Origin of the sequence: Virgibacillus sp. L01, assembly GCF_052246775.1 — a bacterium.
Lineage (GTDB): Bacteria > Bacillota > Bacilli > Bacillales > Amphibacillaceae > Lentibacillus.
Map to the genome: position 1 here is coordinate 257872 of NZ_JBQQCP010000004.1, position 24628 is coordinate 282499.

Here is a 24628-nt window from a genome sequence, read left to right on the forward strand (position 1 = left end):
GGAAACTAAATGACCTATAAAAAACTGTTCCTATTCATTATCATTATATGTTTTTTAGTGGTAGGACTTCAAACATCACATACCACAAAACCAGTAAATGCATTTACCTCACAAGTTGTTCAACACGGTGCTGTTGGGGATGATGTAATTGAATTGCAGGCAAGGTTACAATATCTTGGTTTTTATAATGGGAATATTGATGGTGTTTTTGGATGGGGGACTTATTGGGCATTACGTAATTTTCAATATGAATTTGGTCTTAAAGTTGATGGCTTAGCAGGACTTACTACAAGGCAAAAGTTAGTAGAAGCGAGTGAGTATGATAGGGGCTATGTAAGAGAACAGATTCGAAAGGGAAAAGATTTTACACACTACGGCGGAGTTGATAATTCTAAACAGACGACTCCAGATAAAAAAAATAATCAACAGAAAAATCAGCAGGATAAGAAGAACAATCAAAAAGGTGCAAATAATGATCAACAAACATCAGTTGAACCCACTTCTGTAAATGTACCTCAAGGGTACTCTCAAAATGACATTCAATTAATGGCAAATGCGGTTCATGGAGAATCTCGTGGTGAATCTTACGTAGGACAAGTTGCAGTTGCAGCTGTAATTTTAAATCGGGTTGAAAGTTCCACATTTCCGAATACTGTTTCCGGTGTCGTTTTTGAACCAAGGGCATTTACTGCTGTTGCTGATGGACAAATTTGGTTAACTCCAAACGAGCAAGCGAAAGAGGCTGTCCTGGATGCAGTAAATGGCTGGGATCCTTCAGGAAACGCATTGTATTACTTTAACCCAGATACCGCAACTTCAGATTGGATTTGGTCAAGACCACAAATCAAAAAAATAGGGAAACACATATTTGCTAAATAGCAAGGAGTGATAAGAATGATACGATGGATTTTAATTGGCGTGCTTACTATTGGAATAGCGGGTACAGCATTTTGGGGTTATCAGGAGCATCAGGATAAAAACGCAATTCTAATACAAGCGGAAAATACGTATCAGCGAGCTTTTCATGAACTTTCATATAACATGGATTTGTTGAATGACAAAATAGGTACAGCATTAGCGATGAACTCAAAAGAGCGCTTGTCACCACAAATGGTTGAAATTTGGCGATTAACATCTGAGGCAATATCAGATGTTGGGCAATTGCCACTTACATTGCTACCTTTTAATAAGACAGAAGAATTTCTTGCTAATATAGGTGATTTTACTTATCGTACCGCAGTAAGAGATTTAAAGAAGGATCCATTGACGGATAAGGAAACAGCAACACTTGAAGAACTATATAAACAGTCAGGTGAATTAAAAAATGAATTAAGACAAGTACAGCATGTGGTTCTAGAAGAGAATTTGCGATGGATGGATGTCCAACTGGCATTAGCAACTCAAGACGAACAATCAGATAATACGATTGTCGATGGGTTTAAAACTGTTGAAAAGAAAGTGGAGGGTTACACTGAAAGTAATACAAATGCATCGCTCACTGGGACTTCCTCTAAAGAACATGAGTATCAATTTTTGAATGGAGATAAACTTGATAAAAATGAAGCATTAGAGAAAGGTAAAAAATTGTTCAATGTTAATAATGACAATAACCTTACAGTTACAAAGAGCGGTAAAGGTTCAGATATACCAACTTATAGTATTTCTTATAAGAATGGTAATAAAAATGCTTATATGGATATATCCCAAAAAGGGGGGCATCCAATAACCCTGTTAGTAAACAGAACTACCAAAGAACAAAAGATTAGTCTAAATAAAGGTTTGGAGAAAGCAAAGGGTTATTTAGAGGAAAACGGGTTTAAGGATATGACGATATTTTCAAGTAATCAATTTAGTAATGTTGGGGTGTATTCATTTCTCTACAAGCAGGATGACGTTCGGGTGTTCTCGGATGCAATTGAGGTGAAAGTAGCTTTGGATAATGGTGACTTACTTGGATTCACTGCCAGGAATTACTTTATGAACCATAAGAAAAGAGATATTCCCGAGCCAAAGTTATCTGTAAAAGAGGCAAAGAATAAAGTGAATCCTGAAGTTAAAATAAATGAGGAACATATGGCTGTTATTGACAATGATATTGGTGAAGAAGTATTAGTTTATGAATTTCTAGGTGTTCTTGATAATGAGACGTACAGAATATTTATTAATGCTATGGATGGTACGGAAGAAAAGGTTGAAAAGCTAGATGGAACTGAAATTAACTTTGCGATGAGAACACGAGTACAAGTATCTGTTTAGACGGATTATATGATTAAACAGAAACAAGATGAACTTGAGTGGTTTAGGAAATGTGATAGACTATTGTCAGTTGCTCACTTTCTAAAGCCCTCCGTCAGTTATAGTACAAAAGGGATGGACTTAGGGTCTTTCCCTTTTTTGATTTTTCTGTAATAATATAGGTATAAAGTATTGCTGAGATGGGGGGGATTGAACTTGAAGATCGGGACTTTACTGAATCTTGAGTTGAAACAGAAGCAAAAGGATAAGATTGAAAAATATCGTTGCAAAATAGTTGATAAAAATGAAGATTATCTATTTATCGACTATCCAATTGATATAAAAACGAATAAAACTGCCTTTCTTCATAAGGGCACGCATCTTTCAGCAGAATATGTGGGAAATGATCAATCCGTTTATAAATTCCAAACAGAGATAGTAGCAAAGGTTAAATTGAATGTCCCAACCCTTGCAATAAACTTTCCTGATAAAGACAATATAAAGAGGATTCAGCGGAGAGAGTATGTACGAATCGAAACCGCAATTGATATAGCATTTCATAGTTCAAATGACTCATTTACTACTGTAACTTCTGATATAAGCGGTGGAGGAATGTCTATAATTGTACCAAATGGAAATAAAATGAAGGAAAAAGAAGAGGCAAACGTCTGGATAGTTCTTCAGATGCACTCAGGCGAATTTCAATATGTAACAGCGTTGGTTGAGGTTATTCGAATTAAGGAATCCGAAACTGCAGCTAATATAGCATCCTTGAAGATTATTCAAGTAACAAAAGCAGATCGACAAAGCATTGTTCGTTACTGTTTTGAAAAACAACGTGAGGCGCGAAAAAAAGAATTACTCTAGAATATTATATTATTTTTGTACCATGCTTATTTATTCAGAAAGTTGTATCATTGGCCTCATTTACACTAGAGTGTGGCAATTTTTACATTGTTTAAGTTTAATTATTTTGGATTATATTAAAACCAATAGACCATGTTTTTATAGTTATGTTATTATCTTACATAAGGGTTTTATTTATACTTGGCTCTATGCCAAGTTTTTCTATAACGACATAGTTAATGACTTGAGATATTGAGGGGAATGAATTACGAAAATGAAAGCAATCGCAATCGCAATTGACGGACCGGCAGCGGCGGGTAAAAGTACGGTGGCTAAAATCGTGGCAAAAAAACTTACATATGTTTACATTGATACTGGAGCAATGTATAGAGGATTAACTTTAAAAGCTCTTAATAAAGGGGTTCCCCTGGAAGATGAACAGCAACTTGCTGCATTATTAGCAGATACAGAGATTGATTTGAGCATGGATAAAAAGGGGAATGGACAACGTGTTATGGTTGATAACGAGGACGTTACGCGCAGTATACGTACCGAGGAAGTAACAAATAATGTATCATATGTTGCCAAACATCCCAGTATTCGAAATGATATGGTGAAAAGACAACAAATACTTGCGGAAAAACGTGGAGTTGTTATGGATGGGCGTGATATTGGTACACATGTTTTACCAAATGCGCAGGTAAAGATATTTCTGATTGCCACTGTGGAGGAACGCGCTAAACGAAGGTATGAAGAAAACATACGAAAAGGATTCTCTGCTGACCTGGAGAGATTAAAGCAAGAAATCCAGCAAAGAGATTTGATTGATTCTAAACGGGAGGCAGCTCCACTGACAAAAGCAAATGATGCAATAGAGATTGACACAACTGCCTTAACAATTGATGAAGTAGCTGAGTCAATACTACACCAGGCATCTAAAGTGATTGCTGAGTAGAGGGGGGGCAAGTATGAGTCTTTATAAATTTGCCAGAACAGTTGTAGCAATAATATTTTTCCCATTGTTTCGGATTAAAATAATCGGAAAGGAAAACGTTCCAAGTAATGGGCCGGTTATTATATGTTCAAATCATATCTCAAATCTTGACCCACCAGTAGTTGGGATCACTTCGCCTCGTGATATATTTTTTATGGCAAAAGGTGAACTATTTGAAAAACCATTTTTGGGGAAACTACTGTTAGGAATTCGTGCATTCCCTGTTAAGAGAGGGTTGAAAGACCGCAATGCTTTACGTAAGGGATTAGACATTTTAGAGAATGGCGAGACATTAGGCCTGTTTCCTGAGGGTACACGCAGTAAAACGGGCGAACTTGGAAAACCATTAGCAGGAGCAGGGTTTTTCGCGTTAAGATCTAATGCGACAATTGTACCGTGTGCGATAATAGGTCCATATAAGCCAGGAAGAAAACTTACTGTTATCTATGGAAAACCCATGGACATGCAATCCTATAGGGAGGCTAAGTCTTCTGCAAAGGATGCGGCTGACGCAATCATGTCTGAAATTAAAATTTTAATCGAAAAACATAATTCCCAGCCTGCATCACTTGACAAATAATTATAAATATTAGAAGTTATAAAAAAGAGAGTTTTAATGTATTGTTGTTTTGTACTTTAAGGAGGGCTAATTGTATGAGTGAATCTAGTAATGAAATGACGCAGTTTGAGATAGGAGATATTCTAACAGGAACTGTGGTTAAAGTTGAGGATAAACAAGTTCTTGTAGATATTGGTTATAAATCGGAGGGAATTGTTCCGATCAGCGAACTATCAAGTCTGCACATCGATCAAGCGAGTGATCTCGTAAAAGAAGGTGATACACTCACACTACAAGTGAAGAAAATGGAAGATGATGAAATTATTTTATCCAAAAAAGCAGTAGATGCTGAAAAAGCATGGGAAGCGTTAGAAGAAAGCTATCAAAATAATGAAGTATTTGAAACAGAAATTAAAGAAGTAGTAAAAGGTGGTCTGGTTGTAGACGTTGGTTTACGCGGATTCATTCCTGCATCTTTAGTAGAAACTTACTTTGTAGAAGACTTTTCAGACTATAAAGACACAACATTAACTGTTAAGATCGTTGACTTGGATAAAGAACAAAATCGAGTTATATTATCTCATAAAGATGTTGTTCAGGATGAATCTAAACAACAAAAGCAGCAAGTACTACAAACGCTGGAACAGGGTCAAGTTTTAGAGGGTGTCGTTCAGCGCTTAACAAGCTTTGGTGTTTTTGTTGACCTTGGAGGCATTGATGGACTTGTTCATATTTCTCAGCTAGCCCACGAGCATGTCGAAAAGGCTTCAGATGTTGTGGCTGAAGGTGATAATATTAAAGTTGAAATCTTATCTATTGATCGGGATAATGAGCGTATTTCTCTCTCTCGTAAGAAAGTATTACCAGGACCTTGGGCAGATATTCAGGAACGTGTTTCAAAAGGAGATGTTCTGGAAGGAACAGTCAGACGACTTGTGAACTTTGGTGCATTTGTAGAGGTTTTATCAGGGGTTGAAGGACTTGTTCATATTTCCCAAATTGCTAACCGACACATTGGTACACCCCAAGAAGTACTTGATGTTGGTCAACAGGTACAAGTCAAAGTACTTGATGTAAGTGAACAAGAAGAGCGGATGTCGCTTAGCATAAAAGAACTTGAGCAGGAACAGGAAGCTGCAGAATTTAAACAATATGAAAAAGATGAAGACCAGTCAGGGTTTCAGCTTGGAGATTTCATTGGTGATAAATTAAATAAATACAAATAATATTTTATTCAGCTCTTCCGACAGCAGGGAGAGCTGTTTTTTTGAAAAGCTCTTGTAGTATGTTTAAAATGGTTAAGTTTTGGCAGAGGACAATACTACTAAGATTAGAAATCACATCATAATAAGCATTCATTTCGCCCAGATGTTGAAGTAGCGGAATGAGAATCCGTCTCAGCCTTCCGAGTGGAAATACTTCATTCCCTTAATTGTATAATCCTTCCAGTTGGAACACTCCACTTCCTTGTGAACTTTCATGGTAGTGAGTGTTCCTTGCGAACAAGGAAGACTAAGAACGCCACACCTTGTGTCAATGTCTGCACTAGAACGTTTTATGCGTAGGAGCTTGTGATGACCCCTAGATACGCGAGTATATTCCAGTTGCGTGATCAGAGATCCTCACTAACTGACACTAATCGGACTTCCCTTGTAAGTCTCACAGTTTATATCAACTATTTGTTAGAATCGATTGGTTGAAAAAAGCAACATATTTAAAAATTAGCCTTTAGAAAAGGATTATTATTTATAAACCCTATTTATATTTAAGAACATACGGTATTTGTTTAAAAGTAAAAAATAAATGCCATAATAGTAAATATAGTAGGTGGTTAAACATGGGTAATGGACTTATTTTTTACTGGCTTTGTTGGGTCTTATGGATTATAGTTACGTTCTTTATGAAAAAAGAGAAGCAAAGGATGTTTTTGGCATGTTGGATTCTTTTGCTAATCTTATTTTCCAACTTGCAGCTTTCCATAGACTTATTTAGCATTTCGGTTAGTTTCATTATTTTTCTTGGAGGAACACTGTTCTTACATGTGAAACTCCCACGGTTGATATATCATTCAATAATTTCATTTATTGTATGCATTGGGTATATAGGTATCCTAATTTGGGTAAATATTACCCCTATAAGTCTTTTCCTCCCTCAGCTAATAACAGTTTCCGTTCTCCTGTTAATTTTAATTATGTTATTGACAAATGGTCTTTTAAATAGACTAGGAGCAGGTTTATTTGGTATTGCATGTGGTGAAATGGTATTTAGTATGATTATGGCTAATTATTCAATCCAAAAGACGGTAGGGGATATGATTTTCTTTGATTGTGTGCTGATCGTTACAATGCTTTTACTTTGTAGTAGTATATTTTTAACATTGAACCGTAAAATTTATATATTTGTTTCAACAAATAGACATTTAATAAAGCAACGAGCTTAATAATGATTGTGAATATAACTTTCTTTTGCTAGAATTAGGAAAGTTAATGGAGTACTAAATTAATGTAAAAACTTAGAGATATTAAAGAAAGGATGTTCCTTTCATGAGGAAATCTGTTGTTGCAATTGTAGGGAGACCTAATGTAGGAAAATCGACTATTTTCAATAGACTGGTAGGAGAAAGAATATCTATTGTGGAGGATGTCCCAGGGGTAACCAGGGACCGGATATACGCCCAAGCTGAATGGTTAACATCAACATTTAATTTGATCGATACGGGCGGTATAGAGATTGGTGATGAGCCGTTACTTGTTCAAATGCGCCAGCAAGCTGAGGTCGCCATCGATGAGGCTGATGTAATAATATTTTTACTAAATGGCCGTGAAGGAATAACGGGTGCAGATGACGAAGTTGCTAAAATGCTATTCAAGTCAAATAAACCTGTTGTGGTTGCTGTTAATAAAATGGACAACCCGGAAATGCGTGAACAAATATACGAATATTATTCCTTAGGTTTTGGTGAGCCATATCCTATATCAGGGTCTCATGGGCTCGGGTTAGGCGATTTATTGGATGCAGTTGTAGATTATTTTCCAGAAAAAAGTGATGAGGATGTAAAAGATGATACAATCTACTTTAGTTTAATTGGAAGACCAAATGTTGGAAAGTCTTCTTTAGTTAATTCTATGCTTAATGAAGAAAGAGTTATTGTAAGTGAAATAGAAGGGACTACAAGGGAAGCTACTGACACACATCTGCAAAGAGATGACCAGGATTATGTAATAATTGATACCGCCGGAATGCGTAAACGTGGAAAGGTGTACGAGACCACAGAGAAATATAGTGTATTACGTGCATTAAAAGCAATAGAACGTTCTGATGTGGTTCTGGTTTTAATTGACGCCGAAACAGGAATAAGAGAACAGGATAAGAAAATTGCTGGTTATGCACATGAAGCTGGAAGAGCTGTTATACTTGTTGTAAATAAATGGGATACAGTTGAAACGAATGAAAAAACGATGAAAGAATTTGAAACCAAAGTACGTTCGCATTTTCTATTCTTGGATTATGCCCCAATTGTATTTCTTTCTGCTAAAACAAAGAAACGACTGCATACGTTAATTCCAGCAATAAAAGTTGCCAGCGAAAATCATGCAAAGCGTATCCAAACCAATGTCTTGAACGATGTAATTATGGATGCGATAGCAATGAATCCAACTCCGACAGTAAAGGGAAAACGCTTAAAAGTGTTATATGCAACGCAAGTGGCTGTTAAACCACCAAGCTTTGTTGTTTTTGTTAATAATCCTGAGTTAATGCACTTTTCATACGAAAGATTTTTGGAAAATAAAATTAGAGATGCCTTTGGTTTTGTTGGAACTCCAATAAAAATATTCGCACGAAGTCGTCAATAGGGAGGATTTGAAAATGGGTAAAGTAGCTGTGTTAGGCGCTGGCAGCTGGGGAACAGCATTAGGAATTGTATTAGCTGATAACGGACATGATGTTCGCTTATGGACTCATCGAAAAGAACAAGCCGATGTAATTAATACGACGCACAAGAATGAAAATTATTTAGATATAACGATTCCTGAACAACTGAAAGCCTTTCATGATTTGGAAAAAGCAGTTGATGATGTCACGGCTATTGTATTGGTTGTCCCTACGAAAGCCATTCGTGATGTTTGCAAGCAGTTAGATACAATACTAAAACACAAAGTTACTATAATTCACGCCTCCAAAGGTATTGAACCAGAATCGCTAAAACGGGTATCTGAATTAATTGGCGAGGAAATGAGCGAATATACTCAGGAGGATATTGTTGTTTTATCTGGACCAAGTCATGCGGAAGAAGTAGGAAAAAGACAGCCAACGACTGTGACAGTATCATCAAAGGACATCCAAAATGCTGAATTAGCTCAGAATTTGTTCTTTAACGAATCATTTCGTGTTTATACAAGTCCTGATATAGTAGGGATAGAACTTGGTGGTGCATTAAAAAATATTATTGCGCTTGGAGCTGGAATTTCAGATGGGTTGGGTTATGGAGATAATGCAAAAGCAGCCCTTATTACCAGAGGGCTAGCAGAAATAACACGGCTAGGTGCATCGCTTGGTGCTAATCCATTGACTTTTCTTGGACTGCCCGGTGTTGGTGACCTTATCGTTACATGTACAAGTGTTCACAGTAGAAACTGGCGCGCCGGAAACCTGTTAGGAAAAGGACAGAAGCTGGAAGAAGTATTAGATGAGATGGGTATGGTTGTTGAAGGTGTAAGAACTACTAAGGCAGCTAATCAATTTGCACAAAAGCAGCATATTGAAATGCCGATTACTAACGGCATATATCAGATTTTATTTGATGACTTGAATCCAAGAGATGTAGTTGAGCAGCTAATGAATCGAAGCAAAAAAGAAGAAATGGACGACCTTGCAACGTTGCTCCGTACAAACTATTCAAAATAACACGGAATCGTTCTCCTTGCATACAATATGGTGAATTAACTATGCAAGGAGGCGAGCATGTGAGTAATTTTCAAGACAATCTATTTGACAAAATACAACAAAAGTCAGATGTAAATCCTGATGAAATTTATAAAGTCGCAAATTCTGTAAAGAACGCAGATTTTTCTGATGAAAAAACTGTAAGAGATCTAGTAAGGCGATTGTCCAGAGTTGCCAATAAACCAATTTCTAAAGCCAAGGAAGACCAGATTGTTAAATCTATAACCAGTAGTAACATGCCAGTGGATATGCAATCTTTAAATAAAATGTTCAAAAAATAGTCATATCTGGGCAAGTGAGGATACATTAGTTCGTATGCTCGCATAAAATGAATCGCACAAGCATTCATGGATAGAGTTGCTGTGGGTATTATTTAGTCAAACCGGGATGGAGATAGCCCCCCTTCATCCCGGATTTTTAATGTGTACATAATGCTCTTACAAACGCCCTTATGTTATAATACGATGTGCATATTAAGAATAGGAGTGAAAGCAATGTCAGTATCAATGCTTAAAATGTATATATCATTTGGTGGCATGGCACTATTACTTTTAGCTATTGGACTTATCATACTTAGCAGATATAAATTAAATGGCATTTTAGCAGGGATTGTTTCTGTTTTAGCGTATCTTTCTTTGATACTCGGAGGGATAATCATAATATATATCGTTTTTAGTGGTCCAACAGGATAGGAGGCTTATCATGAAACATACATATATTCGGGCTTTGAGTGCATTTCTGATTATCATTTTTCTAACTGGATGTCTCTATCCAAATAGTGAATTATCGAAAAATAAAGTACCAAATGAAGCTCAGCTAGAAAAAATTCAGTCAGCAGTCGATACGTATCAGAAAGAAACTAACGGACTGGTTCCGATAAAAACCAAATCAAGCGATACACCAGTCTTTCAAAAGTATCTAGTCGATTTTGGCAAGCTAAAAGAACGGAACAATATAGCGGAAATACCTGGGAACGCATTTGAAAACGGTGGTATTTATCAATATGTGTTAATTACCCCTGAGGATAACCCGCACGTCAAGCTAATTGACTTACGAATCACTGAAGCGATCAGGGATGTGAGTGTAAAACTGGAAATTTATCGAAGTGAACATATTTATCCTCCATATGGAGAAGAGGTTGCAGATGGTGTTTTTAAAGTAGATTATAAAAAATTAAATTTAGATGATTATCCTTATGTTACAAGTCCATACTCAAAAAATAATCTGCCTATTGTAATGGATACAAAAGGAAAACTTTATGTGGATTACCGTATTGATTTGATGAATGCATTAAAGGAATATGAACACGATTTTAAATCTGGAGAAGATATCCGGTATATACTTGCAAATAATAGCCCCTTTGTTCCCGCTTACTCTTTACCATATACTATTCATGAAGGTGAGCCTGTTTTTAATAACACAACAAAATAAACTATCATAATAAATCCCTTGTTACATATATTGTGTTGCAAGGGGTTTTTTGCGTATTATCTGTAAAACTCTTTTGATGACTTAACAAAAATTATCTTTTAGACATAATTAAGTCATATTTTGATAGGACAACATCATAGAATTGTAATGTCAATTATTCTTAGTTTGTTTAATATTAATGGAACAGGAGATCGGGAGGGGATCGTTTGGAGAGAGTTGATATTTTTAAAGATATTTCGAAACGGACGAATGGAGATATTTATCTTGGAATTGTAGGTGCAGTCCGGACCGGGAAATCAACTTTTATTAAGCGCTTTATGGAGTTGGTAGTTTTACCGAATATTGCAGATGAAAGTGAACGGGGAAGAGCACACGATGAGTTACCTCAGAGTGCAGCAGGAAAAACGATAATGACAACAGAACCTAAATTCATTCCGAACCAGGCTGTATCGGTACATGTGGACGAGGGACTTGATGTTAATGTCCGGTTAGTGGATTGTGTTGGATATGCTGTTAATGGTGCTAAGGGATTTGAAGATGAGAATGGCCCTAGAATGATTAATACACCATGGTATGAAGATCCAATACCTTTCCATGATGCAGCAGAGATTGGTACGCGAAAAGTAATTCAGGAGCACTCTACAATTGGTGTTGTTATAACCACAGATGGATCAATCGGAGAGATTGAAAGAGCAGATTATCAGGAATCCGAAGCGAAAGTTGTTGAAGAATTAAAAGAAGTTGGTAAACCATTTATCATGGTCGTAAACTCTGTTAGACCAACAAGTCAGGAAACCGAATTGCTTCGTCAGGAACTAGTAGAAAAGTACGATATCCCAGTGTTAGCTATGAGCATCGAATCAATGACTGAACATGACGTTTATAATGTACTAAGAGAATCACTTTATGAATTTCCGGTTCTTGAAGTTAATGTGAATTTGCCCAGCTGGGTCATGGTCTTAAATGAGGATCATTGGTTAAGGAAGAATTATCAGGAAGCAATTCAGGCAACAGTAAAAAATATAAGAAGACTAAGAGATGTGGATCATATAGTTGGAGATTTTTCAGATTATGATTATATTGACAACGCAAACCTTGCAGGTATGGAAATGGGGGAAGGAGTTGCAGAAATTGATCTTCATGCCCCAGATTACTTATATGATGAAGTATTAAAAGAAATTGTTGGAGAAGAAATTCGCGGTAAAGACCATTTGCTTGAATTAATGCAAGATTTCGCCCATGCAAAACGTGAATATGATAATGTCTCAGGTGCATTGCAAATGGTAAAACAAACTGGTTATGGGATAGCAGCTCCAACCTTGGAGGATATGGAATTAGAAGAACCAGAGATTATTCGTCAAGGATCAAGATTCGGAGTCAGGTTAAAAGCGGTTGCCCCTTCCATTCACATGATTAAAGTTGAAGTGGAGTCAGAATTTGCACCAATTATTGGAACTGAAAAACAGAGTGAAGAACTAGTAAGGTATTTAATGCAAGATTTTGAGGAGGACCCTTTATCCATCTGGGAATCTGACATCTTCGGCAGATCCTTGAGTTCGATTGTAAGAGAGGGAATCCAGGCAAAAATAGCATTAATGCCAGAAAACGCTAGGTATAAATTAAAAGATACGCTTGAACGTATAATTAACGAAGGTTCAGGTGGCCTAATAGCAATTATCTTATAGCAGCTTTAATTAGTTGCTATTTTTTTTATTTTTCTTTTCTAAAAGTTGCAGGAATTTCTCTATCTATGTCGTATATAACTAAAAGAGCCTATTATAACTAGTCTTAATACTATTGAACATCACGATGGATTATTTTTCCATAATAGCAATTTTTAGATGCAAAAATGGGAAAAAATAGCTAAATATTAAATAAAAACTGAGAAAATAGGCGATTATTGTTGAAATTTATTTCAATCTCGGTTAGTATAAGCCTTGTCATCAATGAATTTGGTGGCAATAGGTATAAAAAATGACAACTTGGTAACAAATGGAATTAGAATAATTTTGTACCAATGTCGAATGAATTTTGGGAGGAGGTGAATGTCATGAATAAAACAGACCTAGTAAACGCAGTTTCAGAAAAAAGTGAGCTTTCAAAAAAGGATGCTACTAAAGCAGTAGATGCAGTTTTTGAATCTGTCATGGATTCACTTAAAGATGGTGAAAAAGTACAATTGATTGGATTCGGGAATTTCGAAGTACGTGAGCGTTCAGCACGTAAAGGTCGTAACCCGCAAACTGGGGAAGAGATCAAAATTCCTGCAAGTAAAGTTCCTGCATTCAAACCAGGAAAAGCCCTAAAGGAAAGCGTTAAATAATATCTTACATAGGGCGAAAAAAGGGCACGTAACTACGTGCCCTTTTTTCTTTGTAAGAAAATATGAATCCTTTCAACCGTATAAGTGCAACTAAGGCTTATTTACATCAAAGCTTGGCGATAAGTCAAGCTTATGAATTCAACTTGTTGTTGCGAATACAACTGAAACTAACGTTAGCCATCCTGTGATATTCAGTTATAATTTATCATTACGAACGATAATTCCTTCTATGCTGTTCACTTAACTTTTTTGATTATGGAACATGTTTAAATTATGCTATAATAACAATATCAATAAGGAATGCTTGAAAGGGAACAGGTGGTTGTTTTGCAGACATCCAGTATGGATATGGGAAACTTAAAAACATTAATAAAAGAAAGAATGCATAATTCATATTTAGAAAAATACTTAAAAGCCCCGGTTTTGAATGAAGATAAATTATTTATATTAACTTCAATCTTAGACAATACTGATTTGCCAGATGATAAAAAAAAGAATTATACCGTATCAACAATGCTAGTACAAATGGCATTAGATACACATGATTTGGTTCCCAAAACAAATGATTCAGAGCAATCCAATACAGATAAAGTCACAAAGCAATTATCAGTATTGGCTGGGGATTACTATAGTGGATTATACTATTTACTTCTGGCGGAAATAGAAGATTTAGAAATGGTTCGTATCCTAGCTACTGCAATCAAAGAAATTAACGAGTATAAAATGCAATTATATTATAGACATATAGAATCCTTCGAGACATTTATAACGATCGTTAAAAAAATTGAAACACTACTGTATATTCATGTGGCTGAATATGTGGGTGAGACAACTGTTAGCGGGATTTCGGCTAGATGGCTATTAACTAGAAAACTTAATGAAGAAAGAAAGAGTATGCTGCATAGTAGTACTTCCGCGCTGTTTTCTAATTGGTATAATCAAAATTCTTCAACTAATACATTTACAATGCATGTTGCAGAGACATATGTTAGCAAGGAAATTGGATCCGTGAGAAACCAGTTGAATCACTTTCCAAAGCATCTTACAGCAGTAAAATCACATATTCAAGAGACTTTGAATGAATTTCCTAATGGAAACAGAAGAATTGTGGAGGAAGGGTAGGCAAATGAATCAGCAATCAAAAGAAGAACGTGTTCATCACGTATTTGAAAAAATCTATGATAACTATGATTCCATGAACTCTATAATTTCTTTTCAGCGCCACAAGGCTTGGAGAAAAAGTGTTATGCAGCGGATGAATGTTGAAAAAGGTTCAGTTGCACTTGATGTATGTTGTGGCACTGGAGACTGGTCCATTGCTCTTGCTGAAGCAAGTGGCAGTACAGGTGAAGTAATCGGTTTGGATTTCAGCCATAATATGTTATCTGTCGCAGAAGAAAAAAACGAGGTATTAGACTATAGTCAGCTTTCCTTTGTGCAAGGAAATGCAATGGATCTGCCATACGAGGATAATTCATTTGACTATGTCACAATTGGTTTTGGGTTGCGGAATGTTCCAGATTATATGACTGTATTAAAAGAAATGTATCGCGTTGTTAAGCCAAATGGAAAAGTAGTTTGTCTTGAGACTTCACAGCCAACAATGAATGGATTTCGTCAAGGTTACTATTTTTATTTTCGTTTTATTATGCCATTATTAGGTAGAATGTTTGCTAAAAGTTATAAAGAATATGCATGGTTACATGAATCAGCTAAAGATTTTCCTAATAAGAAAGAGCTGAAACAGATGTTTCAATCAGCAGGATTTACTCGTGTACAAGTGAAAAGCTATACAGGTGGTGTAGCTGCAATGCATATGGCAACAAAAGAACAATAAATAATCGACTTTAGTTCGGAACTTAAAGTAAAAGGTGACATGCATGAAACTATCTAAAACTTACGGGTATTTAAACAAAGAACTGGATATTATAGAGTATGCTTTAAGTAACGCTATTCAAGCAGACAACGATGTATTACGTGAGGCGTCTACACAGTTACTGCAGGCAGGGGGGAAACGAATTCGCCCTGTTTTTGTGTTGTTATGCGGACAGCTTGGAAACTACAATATCGATCGCATTAAAACGGTTGCGGTATCGCTAGAATTAATACATATGGCTTCATTGGTCCATGATGATGTAATAGACGATGCAGAATTGCGAAGAGGTAAACCTACAATTAAACAACTCTATGGGAACCGTGTTGCAATGTATACAGGTGATTACATACTTGCTCGAGCGCTGGAAAACATAACAGCACTCTCAAAGCCAACTGCACATCGTGTTCTTTCTAAAACAATGGTACAAGTGGCTACGGGCGAAATAGAACAAATTAAAGATAAATATAATTGGGATCAGAACTTACGGAGTTATCTCCGCAGGATTAAACGTAAGACAGCTTTATTAATTGCTACAAGCTGTAAATTGGGTGCAATAGCTGGTGATGTACCTGAAGCAGATGCAGAGAAACTATATCGTTATGGATACTACATAGGTATGTCCTACCAGATTATTGACGATATTCTTGATTTCACGGCTTCTGAAAATGAACTTGGCAAACCTGCTGGAAATGATCTCTTACAGGGAAACATCACATTACCTGTTTTAGTTGCAATGAAAGATAAAAATTTTAGCGATTTAGTAAAGGACACATTTAAGGATCCCAATCAGGTTTCTGAAAGACAAATGGCTAACTTATTGACTGAGTTAAAGAAAACAAATGCAATAACTGAATCTTATAAGATAAGTGACCATTATTTAAAAAAGGCATTAAATGAATTAGTGACAATCCCAAACCACAAGGCCAAACAAACTTTGCAGAGTATTGCAAAATATATTGGCAAGAGACGCTCGTAGATAGTGTCTGTTTTCTAAAAGTTTATTGCATTGAATATAAATGCGACACTGTGAAATACTTTTCTGATTTGTGATGTCTTAGAACAAGGAAAGCGTCGGCAGCATTACATCGCAAGAAGAAAATTGGTTTTTATTTTCGATTTGGAGAAGACAGATGCCAATAACATTAGCAATCACATAATAATCAGCATAAATTCGGCCAATTGTTGAAGAACTCATTTTTAATAGTATGAGATCAGGTTTACTAATTTTGCGGATCCTCATACCGTTATTTGCTTGGTAGTAAGAAGGTATAAATACTTTATTACTGCATAAGTGCAACTAAGGCTTATCTGTATTAAGGCTTGGCGATAAGCCAAGTTTTCAAAAAAAACTCGTTTATGCTTGGGTACGGATCCTCGTTCCGCTATTTGTCACTTCTACTTCAAAATTGGCTGATTTTCTGCTTTTAACAGAACGAGGATCCACTTCGACTGCCAGCACGAGGAGGTTTTGTCAGCCTTCCGCCGAAAGCGTAATGTATTTCCGAAGTGGTTCATAGATCTTAAATTATTTTCCTTCATTACTCTGCAGTAGTAGATTAGTCTTTTAAAAAATAGTGTATATAATTGTTATTTCAATAAAAGTTTGTTAAAATTTTAAAGGTTGCTTATATAAGAAAAAATACATACTAAATGAGGTGCAAACATGGAAAAAACATTTTTAATGGTAAAACCAGATGGCGTTCAACGTAATTTAGTTGGTGAAATTATCAACCGCTTTGAAAGTAAAGGATTTAAATTAGTTGGTGCAAAGCTAATGAACATTTCCAATGACTTAGCTGAGACTCACTATGGTGAACATAAAGAGAGACCTTTCTTTGGAGAATTAGTTCAATTTATTACTTCCGGACCAGTATTTGCGATGGTATGGGAAGGCGAAAATGTTATCCCGATTGCTCGCGATATGATGGGGAAAACTAATCCACTTGAAGCTGCATCAGGAACAGTTCGTGGAGACTTTGGCGTGACTGTTGGGAAAAACATTATCCATGGCTCAGATTCTCCAGAAAGTGCTGAAAGAGAGATTAACTTATTTTTTAATAAAGATGATGTGTTGTCTTATTCAAAACAAGATAGTGAATGGATTTACTAATTATTCGAACCTCCGTTTTCTAACGGGGGTTTTTTAACATGAAAGAGGCGTTCATTAGATGTCACAAGATTACATAAAATTTGTCTCAGATATTAAGCGCAAATTAGAAATTGATTTAACCTTATATAAAGAAACACAAATGAAGCGTCGTCTTACATCGTTGCGGGATAAACGCGGATATCCAAGCTTTAAGTCTTATTTTAAAGCGATATCGCAGGATGGATTACTTTTAAATGAATTCCTCGATCGTATTACGATAAATGTTTCTGAATTCTATCGTAACCCGAAAAGATGGCAAGTATTGCAATCTGTTATTCTGCCTTCTTTATTGAATAACGGCAGGAAGTTATCAATATGGAGTGCAGCTTGTTCTACAGGGGAAGAGCCATATAGTATAGCGTTGATGATGAAGGAACACTTCCCAAATACAGAGTTCGAGATTTTAGCTACAGATATTGATAATATGGTACTGGCAAGAGCGAAAGAAGGAATCTATACAGAGCAATCACTTAAAGAATTACCTGACTCTCTAAAACATAAATACTTTAGACAGGAATCTGGTTTTTACCATATTGATAACGCTGTAAAACGGCATGTACGTTTTAAAAAGCATGATTTATTAGCTGATGGGTACCCTCGCAACATGGATTTAATTGTGTCCCGAAATGTTCTGATATACTTTACCGACCAAGCGAAAACCATAATTTATCAGAATTTTTCGGATTCATTAAGACGTGATGGTGTATTGTTTGTCGGCAGTACTGAGCAAATATTCAGTCCTGATAAATATAATATGTCGTTAATAGATACATTTTTTTATAAGAAAAATTAGAACGATTATTTATTATTGAACTTCCTTTATAACTGTTTTCTAAACGTTTATTGTTTATGACATAATAGATATAAAATGAGAACTAACAGTTGGAATAACCTCTTAAAACTATAGTCCCACCGTCCAGGATCACTACGGGCGGTTGCTTTCCACGGGCACGACCCAGCCTCCTTGCCCCGGCAAGGGGTATGCCGACGTTGTCTGCAAAGGACGGTTTTAGTCGGCCTTCATTTAGTTGCTATGCGGAGTCTTCGGACACGTGCTTTTCCCGCTGGAGTCACCGCCCTCCGCTCACCCGGACTAGTGTAACTGTCACCATTTATTCTATAGCGGTTCCTATATTCCAGTCAGCAGCGATGGAAATACACGTAGACTCCTGTGTGAGCTGAGGCCTAGATGAGACTACGCAGCGATGTAGGTGCGCGAAGTGTATTTCCGAAGCGGTTTCATAGCACTTATAAAGGATGGAAGCAAACCACGTAAAGTTACGTTGCAGTTTATATCTATTACGATGGTTAACATGGCATACTACCAAGCCCTAGTTTCACTTATGCAATAAGAAAGTATTGAAAATTTTTACTAAATACAACAAAAGTAAAATGAGATATGATATAGTAATACAAAATTATCGAGAAGGAGGAGGTTTCATGCGTTATTTAACTGCAGGTGAATCACATGGTAAACAATTAACTACAATTATTGAAGGAATCCCCTCAAATATGCCTTTAGTAACAGATAATATTAATGAATCATTACTTCGCAGGCAAAAAGGACATGGCAGAGGAAAAAGAATGCAAATTGAAAAGGATTTGGTGGAAATCACAAGTGGTGTTCGCCATGGATACACACTAGGGTCACCTATCTCACTAGTGATACACAATGATGATTTTAAACATTGGATAGATATAATGGGAGAGGATCCTATTGAAGGTGATAAAAAAGTTAGACGAACTGTCTCTCGTCCAAGACCTGGTCATGCTGACTTGAATGGAGCATTGAAATATGGCCATCGCGATATGCGTAATGTACTTGAACGTTCTTCGGCACGAGAAACCGCTGCTCGAGTTGCAGCAGGTGCTGTTGCTAAGACACTTTTGAAACACCTGGGAATCGAAATTTCAGGTTACGTGAAAGAAATTGCTGGTATCGTAGCAGAAGACAACCCGTCTATGAAAATGGAAGATAGGAAGTCGACATCTGAAGAATCACCTGTTCGAACGTTAGATAAAAATGTAGAACAACAAATGATGGATGCGATTGATCAAGCAAAAAAAGAAGGAGATTCGATTGGCGGAGTTGTCGAGGTATACGTAGAAGGAATGCCAGCTGGTGTTGGATCATATGTACATTATGACCGTAAGCTGGATGGCAGAATCGCTGGCAGTGTCATGAGTGTCAATGCTTTTAAAGGAGTTGAATTTGGCTTAGGCTTTGAGGCTGCTCGAAAAAATGGCAGCAAAGTCCATGATGAAATCGCCTGGAACGAAGACGTTGGTTATTATCGGAAGACGAACCGTTTAGGTGGATTTGAGGGAGGAATGACAACTGGTATGCCCCTCGTAATAAAGGGAGTAATGAAGCCAATCCCAACCCTCTATAAACCTCTGCAAAGTGTTGACATAGAGACAAAAGAACCGTTTAATGCAAGTGTTGAGCGCTCAGATTCTTGTGCGGTACCTGCTGCTTCTGTTGTAGTGGAACATGTTGTTGCGTTTGAACTTGCGAAAGCAATTACCGAACAATTTCCAAGCGATCAGTTTCCGGCTTTACAGAAAGCAATAAAAGATTACCGTGAAGAAACAAGGTGTTTTTAGTGAAAGCAACTAAAGTAAAATCTGCTTCAAATACCTACAATGTTTATATAGGCGAAAACATAAGATATGACTTAAATTCCTTTTTGCCAAAGGATTACTCATCTATTTTTATTATTACAGATGAAGTAGTAGCAAAACATTATTTAGAAGGGATAAAGAATACCTTATCCCATAAGCATGTCCATTGTTCGATCATTCCATATGGTGAGAAATCAAAGAATCTAAACACGTTTTACCAATTGCATACGAATGCGATTGAATTCGGATTAGATAGGCAGTCACTTATTATAGCTCTAGGTGGTGGTGTAGTTGGTGATGTAGCAGGTTTTGTTGCAGCGACCTATATGCGCGGGGTTGATTATATCCAAATGCCAACGACAATTCTTGCCCATGATAGCAGTGTCGGCGGAAAAGTTGCGATAAATCACGAGCAAGGGAAGAACCTGATTGGTAACTTTTATCCCCCTGCCGCAGTTGTCTATGACGTACAAACACTTCAAACCTTAGACGAAAAAGAAATTAGGTCAGGCTACGCTGAACTGATTAAGGAAGCATTGATCCAGGACTATGATTTCTTCCAATCGTTACTAGCTTCAGACCTTTCTTCATTAACAAATAATGTCTTAGCTGATCAGTTAAACAGAGGGATTGAAATAAAGGCTTCTGTTGTTGAGGTGGATGAACGTGAATCAGGTGTACGTAAACATTTGAACCTGGGGCACACATTAGGGCATGCATTAGAATCTATTCTCGGCTATGGTACCCGTACACATGGAGAACTGGTTGCCATTGGACTATTATTCGCCTTACATGTAAGTGAAAAGCTATTTTCAGTTAGGCTTCCTTATGATCAGTTGTTGCAGTGGTTAAACCTAAATGCGTATCCGATACAGTTGACAAATATAAATAAAAAACAAGTACTGAATCGAATGAAATTAGATAAAAAAACAGTAGATACAACAATACAAATGGTTCTTTTGAAAGGTATTGCACAACCTGTCGTTGTTAAAATAAGCGACGAGGACATATTATGTTATCTAGATACCTTTTTGAAGGAATTAGAGTAAATACGAATGAAGAGTGGGGGAGTATGAAATGAATGGAAAACAAATTTTGAAGGAAATGACCCCGTATAAACAAGGAAAACAATTGCATGAAGTGAAAAAAGAATTTGGATTAGAACGAATTGTCAAACTGGCATCAAATGAAAATCCGTTTGGATACTCCAATCAGATAGATAAATACCTATCAGCTCAATTGCCTTCATTTGATATTTACCCTGATGGATATACAGCGGAATTACGTACAGCGGTGGCAAACAAACTGAGCGTTAACGAAAAGCAACTCATTTTTGGTAGTGGAACAGACGAAATTGTTCAAATGGTAGGACGTGCATTCCTTTATCCAGGTGTAAATACAGTAATGCCTGCGCCAACATTCCCGCAATATAAGCATAACGCTAGAATCGAGGGAGCAGAAGTTAAAGAAGTGCCAACCCTAAATGGTTATCACAATCTCGATGGAATGCTTAACGCAGTTGATGAAAACACGAATGTGGTTTGGTTGTGTTCACCTAATAATCCAACAGGAAGTCTAATTCCAAAAGATGATTTTGAATATTTTATGGAAAAGTGTCCAAAGCATGTGCTTGTCGTTTTAGATGAGGCCTATTATGAATACGTTGAAGAAAGTTTGAAATCAAATAGTTTAGATAGATTATCGAGCTATAATAATTTACTCGTATTACGTACGTTCTCTAAAGCATATGGATTGGCAGGTTTGCGGATTGGATATGGAATAGCAAATAAAGCTCTTATTGCAAATCTGGATGTAGTTAGAGGACCGTTTAATACATCGTCAATTGCACAAAAGGCGGCGTTAATAGCGCTTGACGATGATGAGTTTATTTTAGAATCAACGTCAAGGAACAGAAGTGTAAAAGATAACTTTCAACAGTTTTTAGATTCAATAGGCTGGCATTATTATGATTCACAAACAAACTTTTTACTGGTCTCTACTCCAAAAAGTGGAGATGAAATATTCCAGCACTTACTGGAAAATGGATATATTGTAAGGTCAGGCGATGGCTTGGGCTGTCTGAATACAGTTCGCATAACAATCGGAAATGAAGATGATATGGAACAACTGCAGGATATTATTTACCAATTACACCTGGATATAAGCAAGGAGAGATAGTCATGAAAAGAAGAATTCTCGTAATCGGTTTAGGATTAATCGGGGGCTCACTTGCTAAGAGTGTTGGTGAATCAGACGAGAACCATATAATTGGCTATGATACAAATAAAGAAACACTTGAATTTGCGCTCATGAATGAAATTATTCATGAGTCTTGTTCCACTATTGCAGATTCCGCTTTAATGGCCGATATTATTATATTGGGTACACCAATCACTGAAACAATTAAATTTATGAAGGAGTTAGATCAACTAACCTTTGATCATGATGTAATTGTTACAGATGTGTCGTCGGTCAAAAAGCCTGTTAATGACGTTGCAAAAGCACTAACGAATAAACAGATTAAATTTATTGGCGGTCATCCGATGGCAGGGTCACATAAAAAGGGAATCAAAGCAGCTAAAGGGCACTTATTTGAGAATGCCATTTATGTTCTCACTCCTACTGCTGAATGCACTGACCCGATGATAAACTCATTAAAAGCTGTGCTAAAAGAAACAAAGAGTAATTTTGTAGTGCTGCAAGCAAATGATCATGATGAAATGACTGGGGTTATCTCGCATTTCCCTCATTTGATAGCGTCTGCCCTCGTTCATCAGGCCAAGAAATGGCAGAATACACATTCATTTATTCCAAAGCTTGCAGCTGGTGGGTTTCGGGATATTACTCGCATAGCATCCAGTAACCCCGAACTGTGGCAGGACATCTTTTATCATAATAAAGGAAAAATGATGCACCTGATTGATGACTGGATCATGGAAATGCATGAACTAAAGCAGATGCTCGAACAAAATGATAAAGTAAGTTTAAGCTCTTATTTGCACCAGGCAAAGGATTACCGAGACGATTTGGGAACAACCAAAAAAGGAGTAATCCCGTCCTTTTATGATTTATATGTTGATATACGAGACCAAACTGGTGCAATTGCATCTGTTGCTCAACTATTGGCTAAGAAGGAAATCAGTATTAAAAATATGCAAATATTGGAGATACGAGAAGGAATTACTGGCGTTTTGCGGTTAAGTGTACCAACAATAGAGGACCAGCAGGAAAGCTATCAATTATTACATAGTAATGGATATGAATTGATGGTTGAAAAATAGCAAGAAATGAAGAAGGAAGTGAATAGGTTTGAAGGATATGAAGTTATCACCTTGTTCAAATGCTCTTAACGGCGAATTACAAGTCCCTGGAGATAAATCTATATCCCATAGGGCAGTTATTCTTGGTTCACTTGCAAAAGGAACTACAAAAATCACTCATTTTCTACCTGGAGAAGATTGTCATCGAACTATTAATGCGTTCAGATTGCTGGGTGTAGAGATTGAGGTAGATAATACAACAGTATATATCCATAGTAATGGTTTATCTCATTTTAAGGAACCAATCGAACCAATTTACTTTGGAAACTCTGGGACAACGGGCAGACTAATGCTTGGAGTGTTATCCGGCTTGCCATTCTTCACTACTGCTTATGGAGATGGTTCGTTGACATCTCGACCAATGGATCGTGTTATCATCCCTTTAAAGCAAATGGGAGCTACTATTGACGGACGAAGAAATGGCAGTTATTTACCATTGGCAATTAAAGGGGAAGGGCTGAGTGGAGTCCGATATACCTTACCTGTGAAAAGTGCCCAAGTTAAATCGGCTATATTATTAGCGGGCCTTTTTGCTGATGGAACTACTGAGGTTACTGAACCAACAGCAACCAGAAACCACTCAGAGAATATGTTGAAAGCTTTTGGGGCGGATATCTCTATAAAGGATACAACTATCACGATTAGAAGCAAGACCCTGACTGCTACAGATGTATTTGTACCTGGCGATATTTCCTCCGCGGCATTCTTCATGGTAGCCGCCGCAATTGTTCCAGGTAGTAACTTGACTTTGAAAAATGTTGGATTGAACGATACACGAACAGGGGTTATTGATGTATTAACAGAAATGGGGGCTTCTATATCTATCACAAATAAACAAACTATTAGCGGAGAAGATTCTGGGGATATAACCATCTCCTACAGAAAATTAAAAGGGATTGAAATTAAAGGTGATATCATTCCGCGTTTAATTGATGAACTTCCGATAATTGCACTTTTGGCAACCCAGGCTGAGGGTGAGACAGTGATAGGTGATGCAGCAGAACTACGATTAAAGGAAACAGATCGAATAGAAGCTGTAGTAGAAGGATTAACTAGTATCGGTGGTAATGTGAAGCCAACAAAAGATGGTATGGTTATTAAAGGGAATACTGCACTTATTGGTGGAAAAGTTAAATCTTATAATGATCATCGTATTGCCATGATGCATGCGATCGCATCCTTAGTAACTCGTGAGGAAGTTATAATTGATGATGTAGCTTCTGTAGCCATTTCATATCCTAATTTCTTTCAGGATCTTAAATCAATAAGTAGTTAGTTTGGAAAAGAATCTGTTTATGTGCAGATTCTTTTCTGTTTGAACAAAAA

At 36.8% G+C, this 24628-nt stretch carries 25 protein-coding genes; 24 read left to right on the plus strand and 1 reads right to left on the minus strand.

What is annotated here, in order from left to right:
• Nucleotides 1-9: 9 nt before the first annotated feature.
• From sleB to hepT, 17 genes are all read left to right on the plus strand, one after another.
• Nucleotides 10-879 (plus strand): spore cortex-lytic enzyme, encoded by an 870-nt coding sequence (sleB, locus tag ACTWQM_RS10130; RefSeq protein WP_443258053.1) that lies wholly within the window; start codon nucleotides 10-12, stop codon nucleotides 877-879.
• Between the two features lie 15 nt (nucleotides 880-894).
• Nucleotides 895-2256, plus strand: a complete 1362-nt coding sequence (gene ypeB / locus ACTWQM_RS10135) for a germination protein YpeB (RefSeq protein WP_443258054.1) — start codon at nucleotides 895-897, stop codon at nucleotides 2254-2256.
• 195 nt (nucleotides 2257-2451) lie between these two features.
• Nucleotides 2452-3102, plus strand: coding sequence for a flagellar brake protein (locus ACTWQM_RS10140; RefSeq protein WP_443258055.1), 651 nt, complete (start codon nucleotides 2452-2454; stop codon nucleotides 3100-3102).
• Between the two features lie 253 nt (nucleotides 3103-3355).
• A complete protein-coding gene (gene cmk, locus ACTWQM_RS10145) occupies nucleotides 3356-4036 on the plus strand; it encodes a (d)CMP kinase (protein ID WP_443258056.1) in 681 nt (226 codons plus the stop codon).
• A 13-nt stretch (nucleotides 4037-4049) separates the two neighbouring features.
• Nucleotides 4050-4655, plus strand: coding sequence for a lysophospholipid acyltransferase family protein (locus ACTWQM_RS10150; protein WP_443258057.1), 606 nt, complete (start codon nucleotides 4050-4052; stop codon nucleotides 4653-4655).
• Between the two features lie 74 nt (nucleotides 4656-4729).
• Complete coding sequence (gene rpsA, locus ACTWQM_RS10155) at nucleotides 4730-5860, plus strand: 30S ribosomal protein S1 (protein ID WP_443258058.1); 1131 nt, start codon at nucleotides 4730-4732, stop codon at nucleotides 5858-5860.
• 611 nt (nucleotides 5861-6471) lie between these two features.
• A complete protein-coding gene (locus ACTWQM_RS10160) occupies nucleotides 6472-7074 on the plus strand; it encodes a YphA family membrane protein (protein WP_443258059.1) in 603 nt (200 codons plus the stop codon).
• 103 nt (nucleotides 7075-7177) lie between these two features.
• Nucleotides 7178-8488 carry a ribosome biogenesis GTPase Der gene (der, locus tag ACTWQM_RS10165; RefSeq protein ID WP_443258060.1) on the plus strand — a complete coding sequence of 437 codons (1311 nt, stop codon included), beginning with the start codon at nucleotides 7178-7180 and terminating at the stop codon, nucleotides 8486-8488.
• A gap of 13 nt (nucleotides 8489-8501) precedes the next feature.
• On the plus strand, nucleotides 8502-9539 hold the full coding sequence (locus ACTWQM_RS10170; protein ID WP_443258061.1) for an NAD(P)H-dependent glycerol-3-phosphate dehydrogenase: 1038 nt from the start codon (nucleotides 8502-8504) through the stop codon (nucleotides 9537-9539).
• A 59-nt stretch (nucleotides 9540-9598) separates the two neighbouring features.
• The gene (locus ACTWQM_RS10175; protein ID WP_443258062.1) at nucleotides 9599-9859 is read left to right on the plus strand and encodes a stage VI sporulation protein F; all 261 of its coding nucleotides are present in this window, start codon (nucleotides 9599-9601) and stop codon (nucleotides 9857-9859) included.
• Nucleotides 9860-10072: 213 nt separating this feature from the next.
• Entirely contained in the window at nucleotides 10073-10270 is a 198-nt protein-coding gene (locus ACTWQM_RS10180) for a DUF2768 family protein (RefSeq protein ID WP_443258063.1), read from the plus strand.
• A 10-nt stretch (nucleotides 10271-10280) separates the two neighbouring features.
• Nucleotides 10281-11009 (plus strand): hypothetical protein, encoded by a 729-nt coding sequence (locus ACTWQM_RS10185; RefSeq protein WP_443258064.1) that lies wholly within the window; start codon nucleotides 10281-10283, stop codon nucleotides 11007-11009.
• 206 nt (nucleotides 11010-11215) lie between these two features.
• Nucleotides 11216-12694: a stage IV sporulation protein A gene (gene spoIVA, locus ACTWQM_RS10190; RefSeq protein ID WP_443258065.1), complete on the plus strand. Its 1479-nt coding sequence runs from the start codon at nucleotides 11216-11218 to the stop codon at nucleotides 12692-12694.
• A gap of 365 nt (nucleotides 12695-13059) precedes the next feature.
• On the plus strand, nucleotides 13060-13332 hold the full coding sequence (locus ACTWQM_RS10195) for an HU family DNA-binding protein (RefSeq protein ID WP_092492704.1): 273 nt from the start codon (nucleotides 13060-13062) through the stop codon (nucleotides 13330-13332).
• 348 nt (nucleotides 13333-13680) lie between these two features.
• Entirely contained in the window at nucleotides 13681-14454 is a 774-nt protein-coding gene (locus ACTWQM_RS10200) for a heptaprenyl diphosphate synthase component 1 (RefSeq protein ID WP_443258067.1), read from the plus strand.
• 4 nt (nucleotides 14455-14458) lie between these two features.
• Complete coding sequence (locus ACTWQM_RS10205) at nucleotides 14459-15169, plus strand: demethylmenaquinone methyltransferase (protein ID WP_443258068.1); 711 nt, start codon at nucleotides 14459-14461, stop codon at nucleotides 15167-15169.
• A gap of 43 nt (nucleotides 15170-15212) precedes the next feature.
• The gene (gene hepT / locus ACTWQM_RS10210; protein ID WP_443258069.1) at nucleotides 15213-16184 is read left to right on the plus strand and encodes a heptaprenyl diphosphate synthase component II; all 972 of its coding nucleotides are present in this window, start codon (nucleotides 15213-15215) and stop codon (nucleotides 16182-16184) included.
• Between the two features lie 78 nt (nucleotides 16185-16262).
• Here the strand turns inward: hepT and ACTWQM_RS10215 are convergent, their stop codons facing one another.
• The gene (locus ACTWQM_RS10215; RefSeq protein WP_443258070.1) at nucleotides 16263-16448 is read right to left on the minus strand and encodes a hypothetical protein; all 186 of its coding nucleotides are present in this window, start codon (nucleotides 16446-16448) and stop codon (nucleotides 16263-16265) included.
• Between the two features lie 423 nt (nucleotides 16449-16871).
• Here ACTWQM_RS10215 and ndk point away from each other — a divergent pair, with 423 nt between their 5' ends.
• The 7 genes from ndk (at nucleotide 16872) to aroA (ending at nucleotide 24578) form a co-directional block, all read left to right on the plus strand.
• Complete coding sequence (ndk, locus tag ACTWQM_RS10220; RefSeq protein WP_443258071.1) at nucleotides 16872-17318, plus strand: nucleoside-diphosphate kinase; 447 nt, start codon at nucleotides 16872-16874, stop codon at nucleotides 17316-17318.
• Between the two features lie 58 nt (nucleotides 17319-17376).
• The gene (locus ACTWQM_RS10225) at nucleotides 17377-18150 is read left to right on the plus strand and encodes a CheR family methyltransferase (protein WP_443258072.1); all 774 of its coding nucleotides are present in this window, start codon (nucleotides 17377-17379) and stop codon (nucleotides 18148-18150) included.
• 647 nt (nucleotides 18151-18797) lie between these two features.
• Nucleotides 18798-19964, plus strand: coding sequence for a chorismate synthase (gene aroC / locus ACTWQM_RS10230; protein ID WP_443258073.1), 1167 nt, complete (start codon nucleotides 18798-18800; stop codon nucleotides 19962-19964).
• Nucleotides 19964-21031 carry a 3-dehydroquinate synthase gene (gene aroB, locus ACTWQM_RS10235; RefSeq protein WP_443258074.1) on the plus strand — a complete coding sequence of 356 codons (1068 nt, stop codon included), beginning with the start codon at nucleotides 19964-19966 and terminating at the stop codon, nucleotides 21029-21031. The genes aroC and aroB overlap by 1 nt, the downstream gene beginning before the upstream one ends.
• A gap of 28 nt (nucleotides 21032-21059) precedes the next feature.
• Nucleotides 21060-22160 carry a histidinol-phosphate transaminase gene (gene hisC / locus ACTWQM_RS10240; RefSeq protein ID WP_443258075.1) on the plus strand — a complete coding sequence of 367 codons (1101 nt, stop codon included), beginning with the start codon at nucleotides 21060-21062 and terminating at the stop codon, nucleotides 22158-22160.
• Between the two features lie 2 nt (nucleotides 22161-22162).
• Nucleotides 22163-23263 (plus strand): prephenate dehydrogenase, encoded by a 1101-nt coding sequence (locus tag ACTWQM_RS10245; RefSeq protein ID WP_443258076.1) that lies wholly within the window; start codon nucleotides 22163-22165, stop codon nucleotides 23261-23263.
• Between the two features lie 28 nt (nucleotides 23264-23291).
• Nucleotides 23292-24578, plus strand: coding sequence for a 3-phosphoshikimate 1-carboxyvinyltransferase (gene aroA, locus ACTWQM_RS10250; RefSeq protein ID WP_443258077.1), 1287 nt, complete (start codon nucleotides 23292-23294; stop codon nucleotides 24576-24578).
• Nucleotides 24579-24628: the final 50 nt, after the last annotated feature.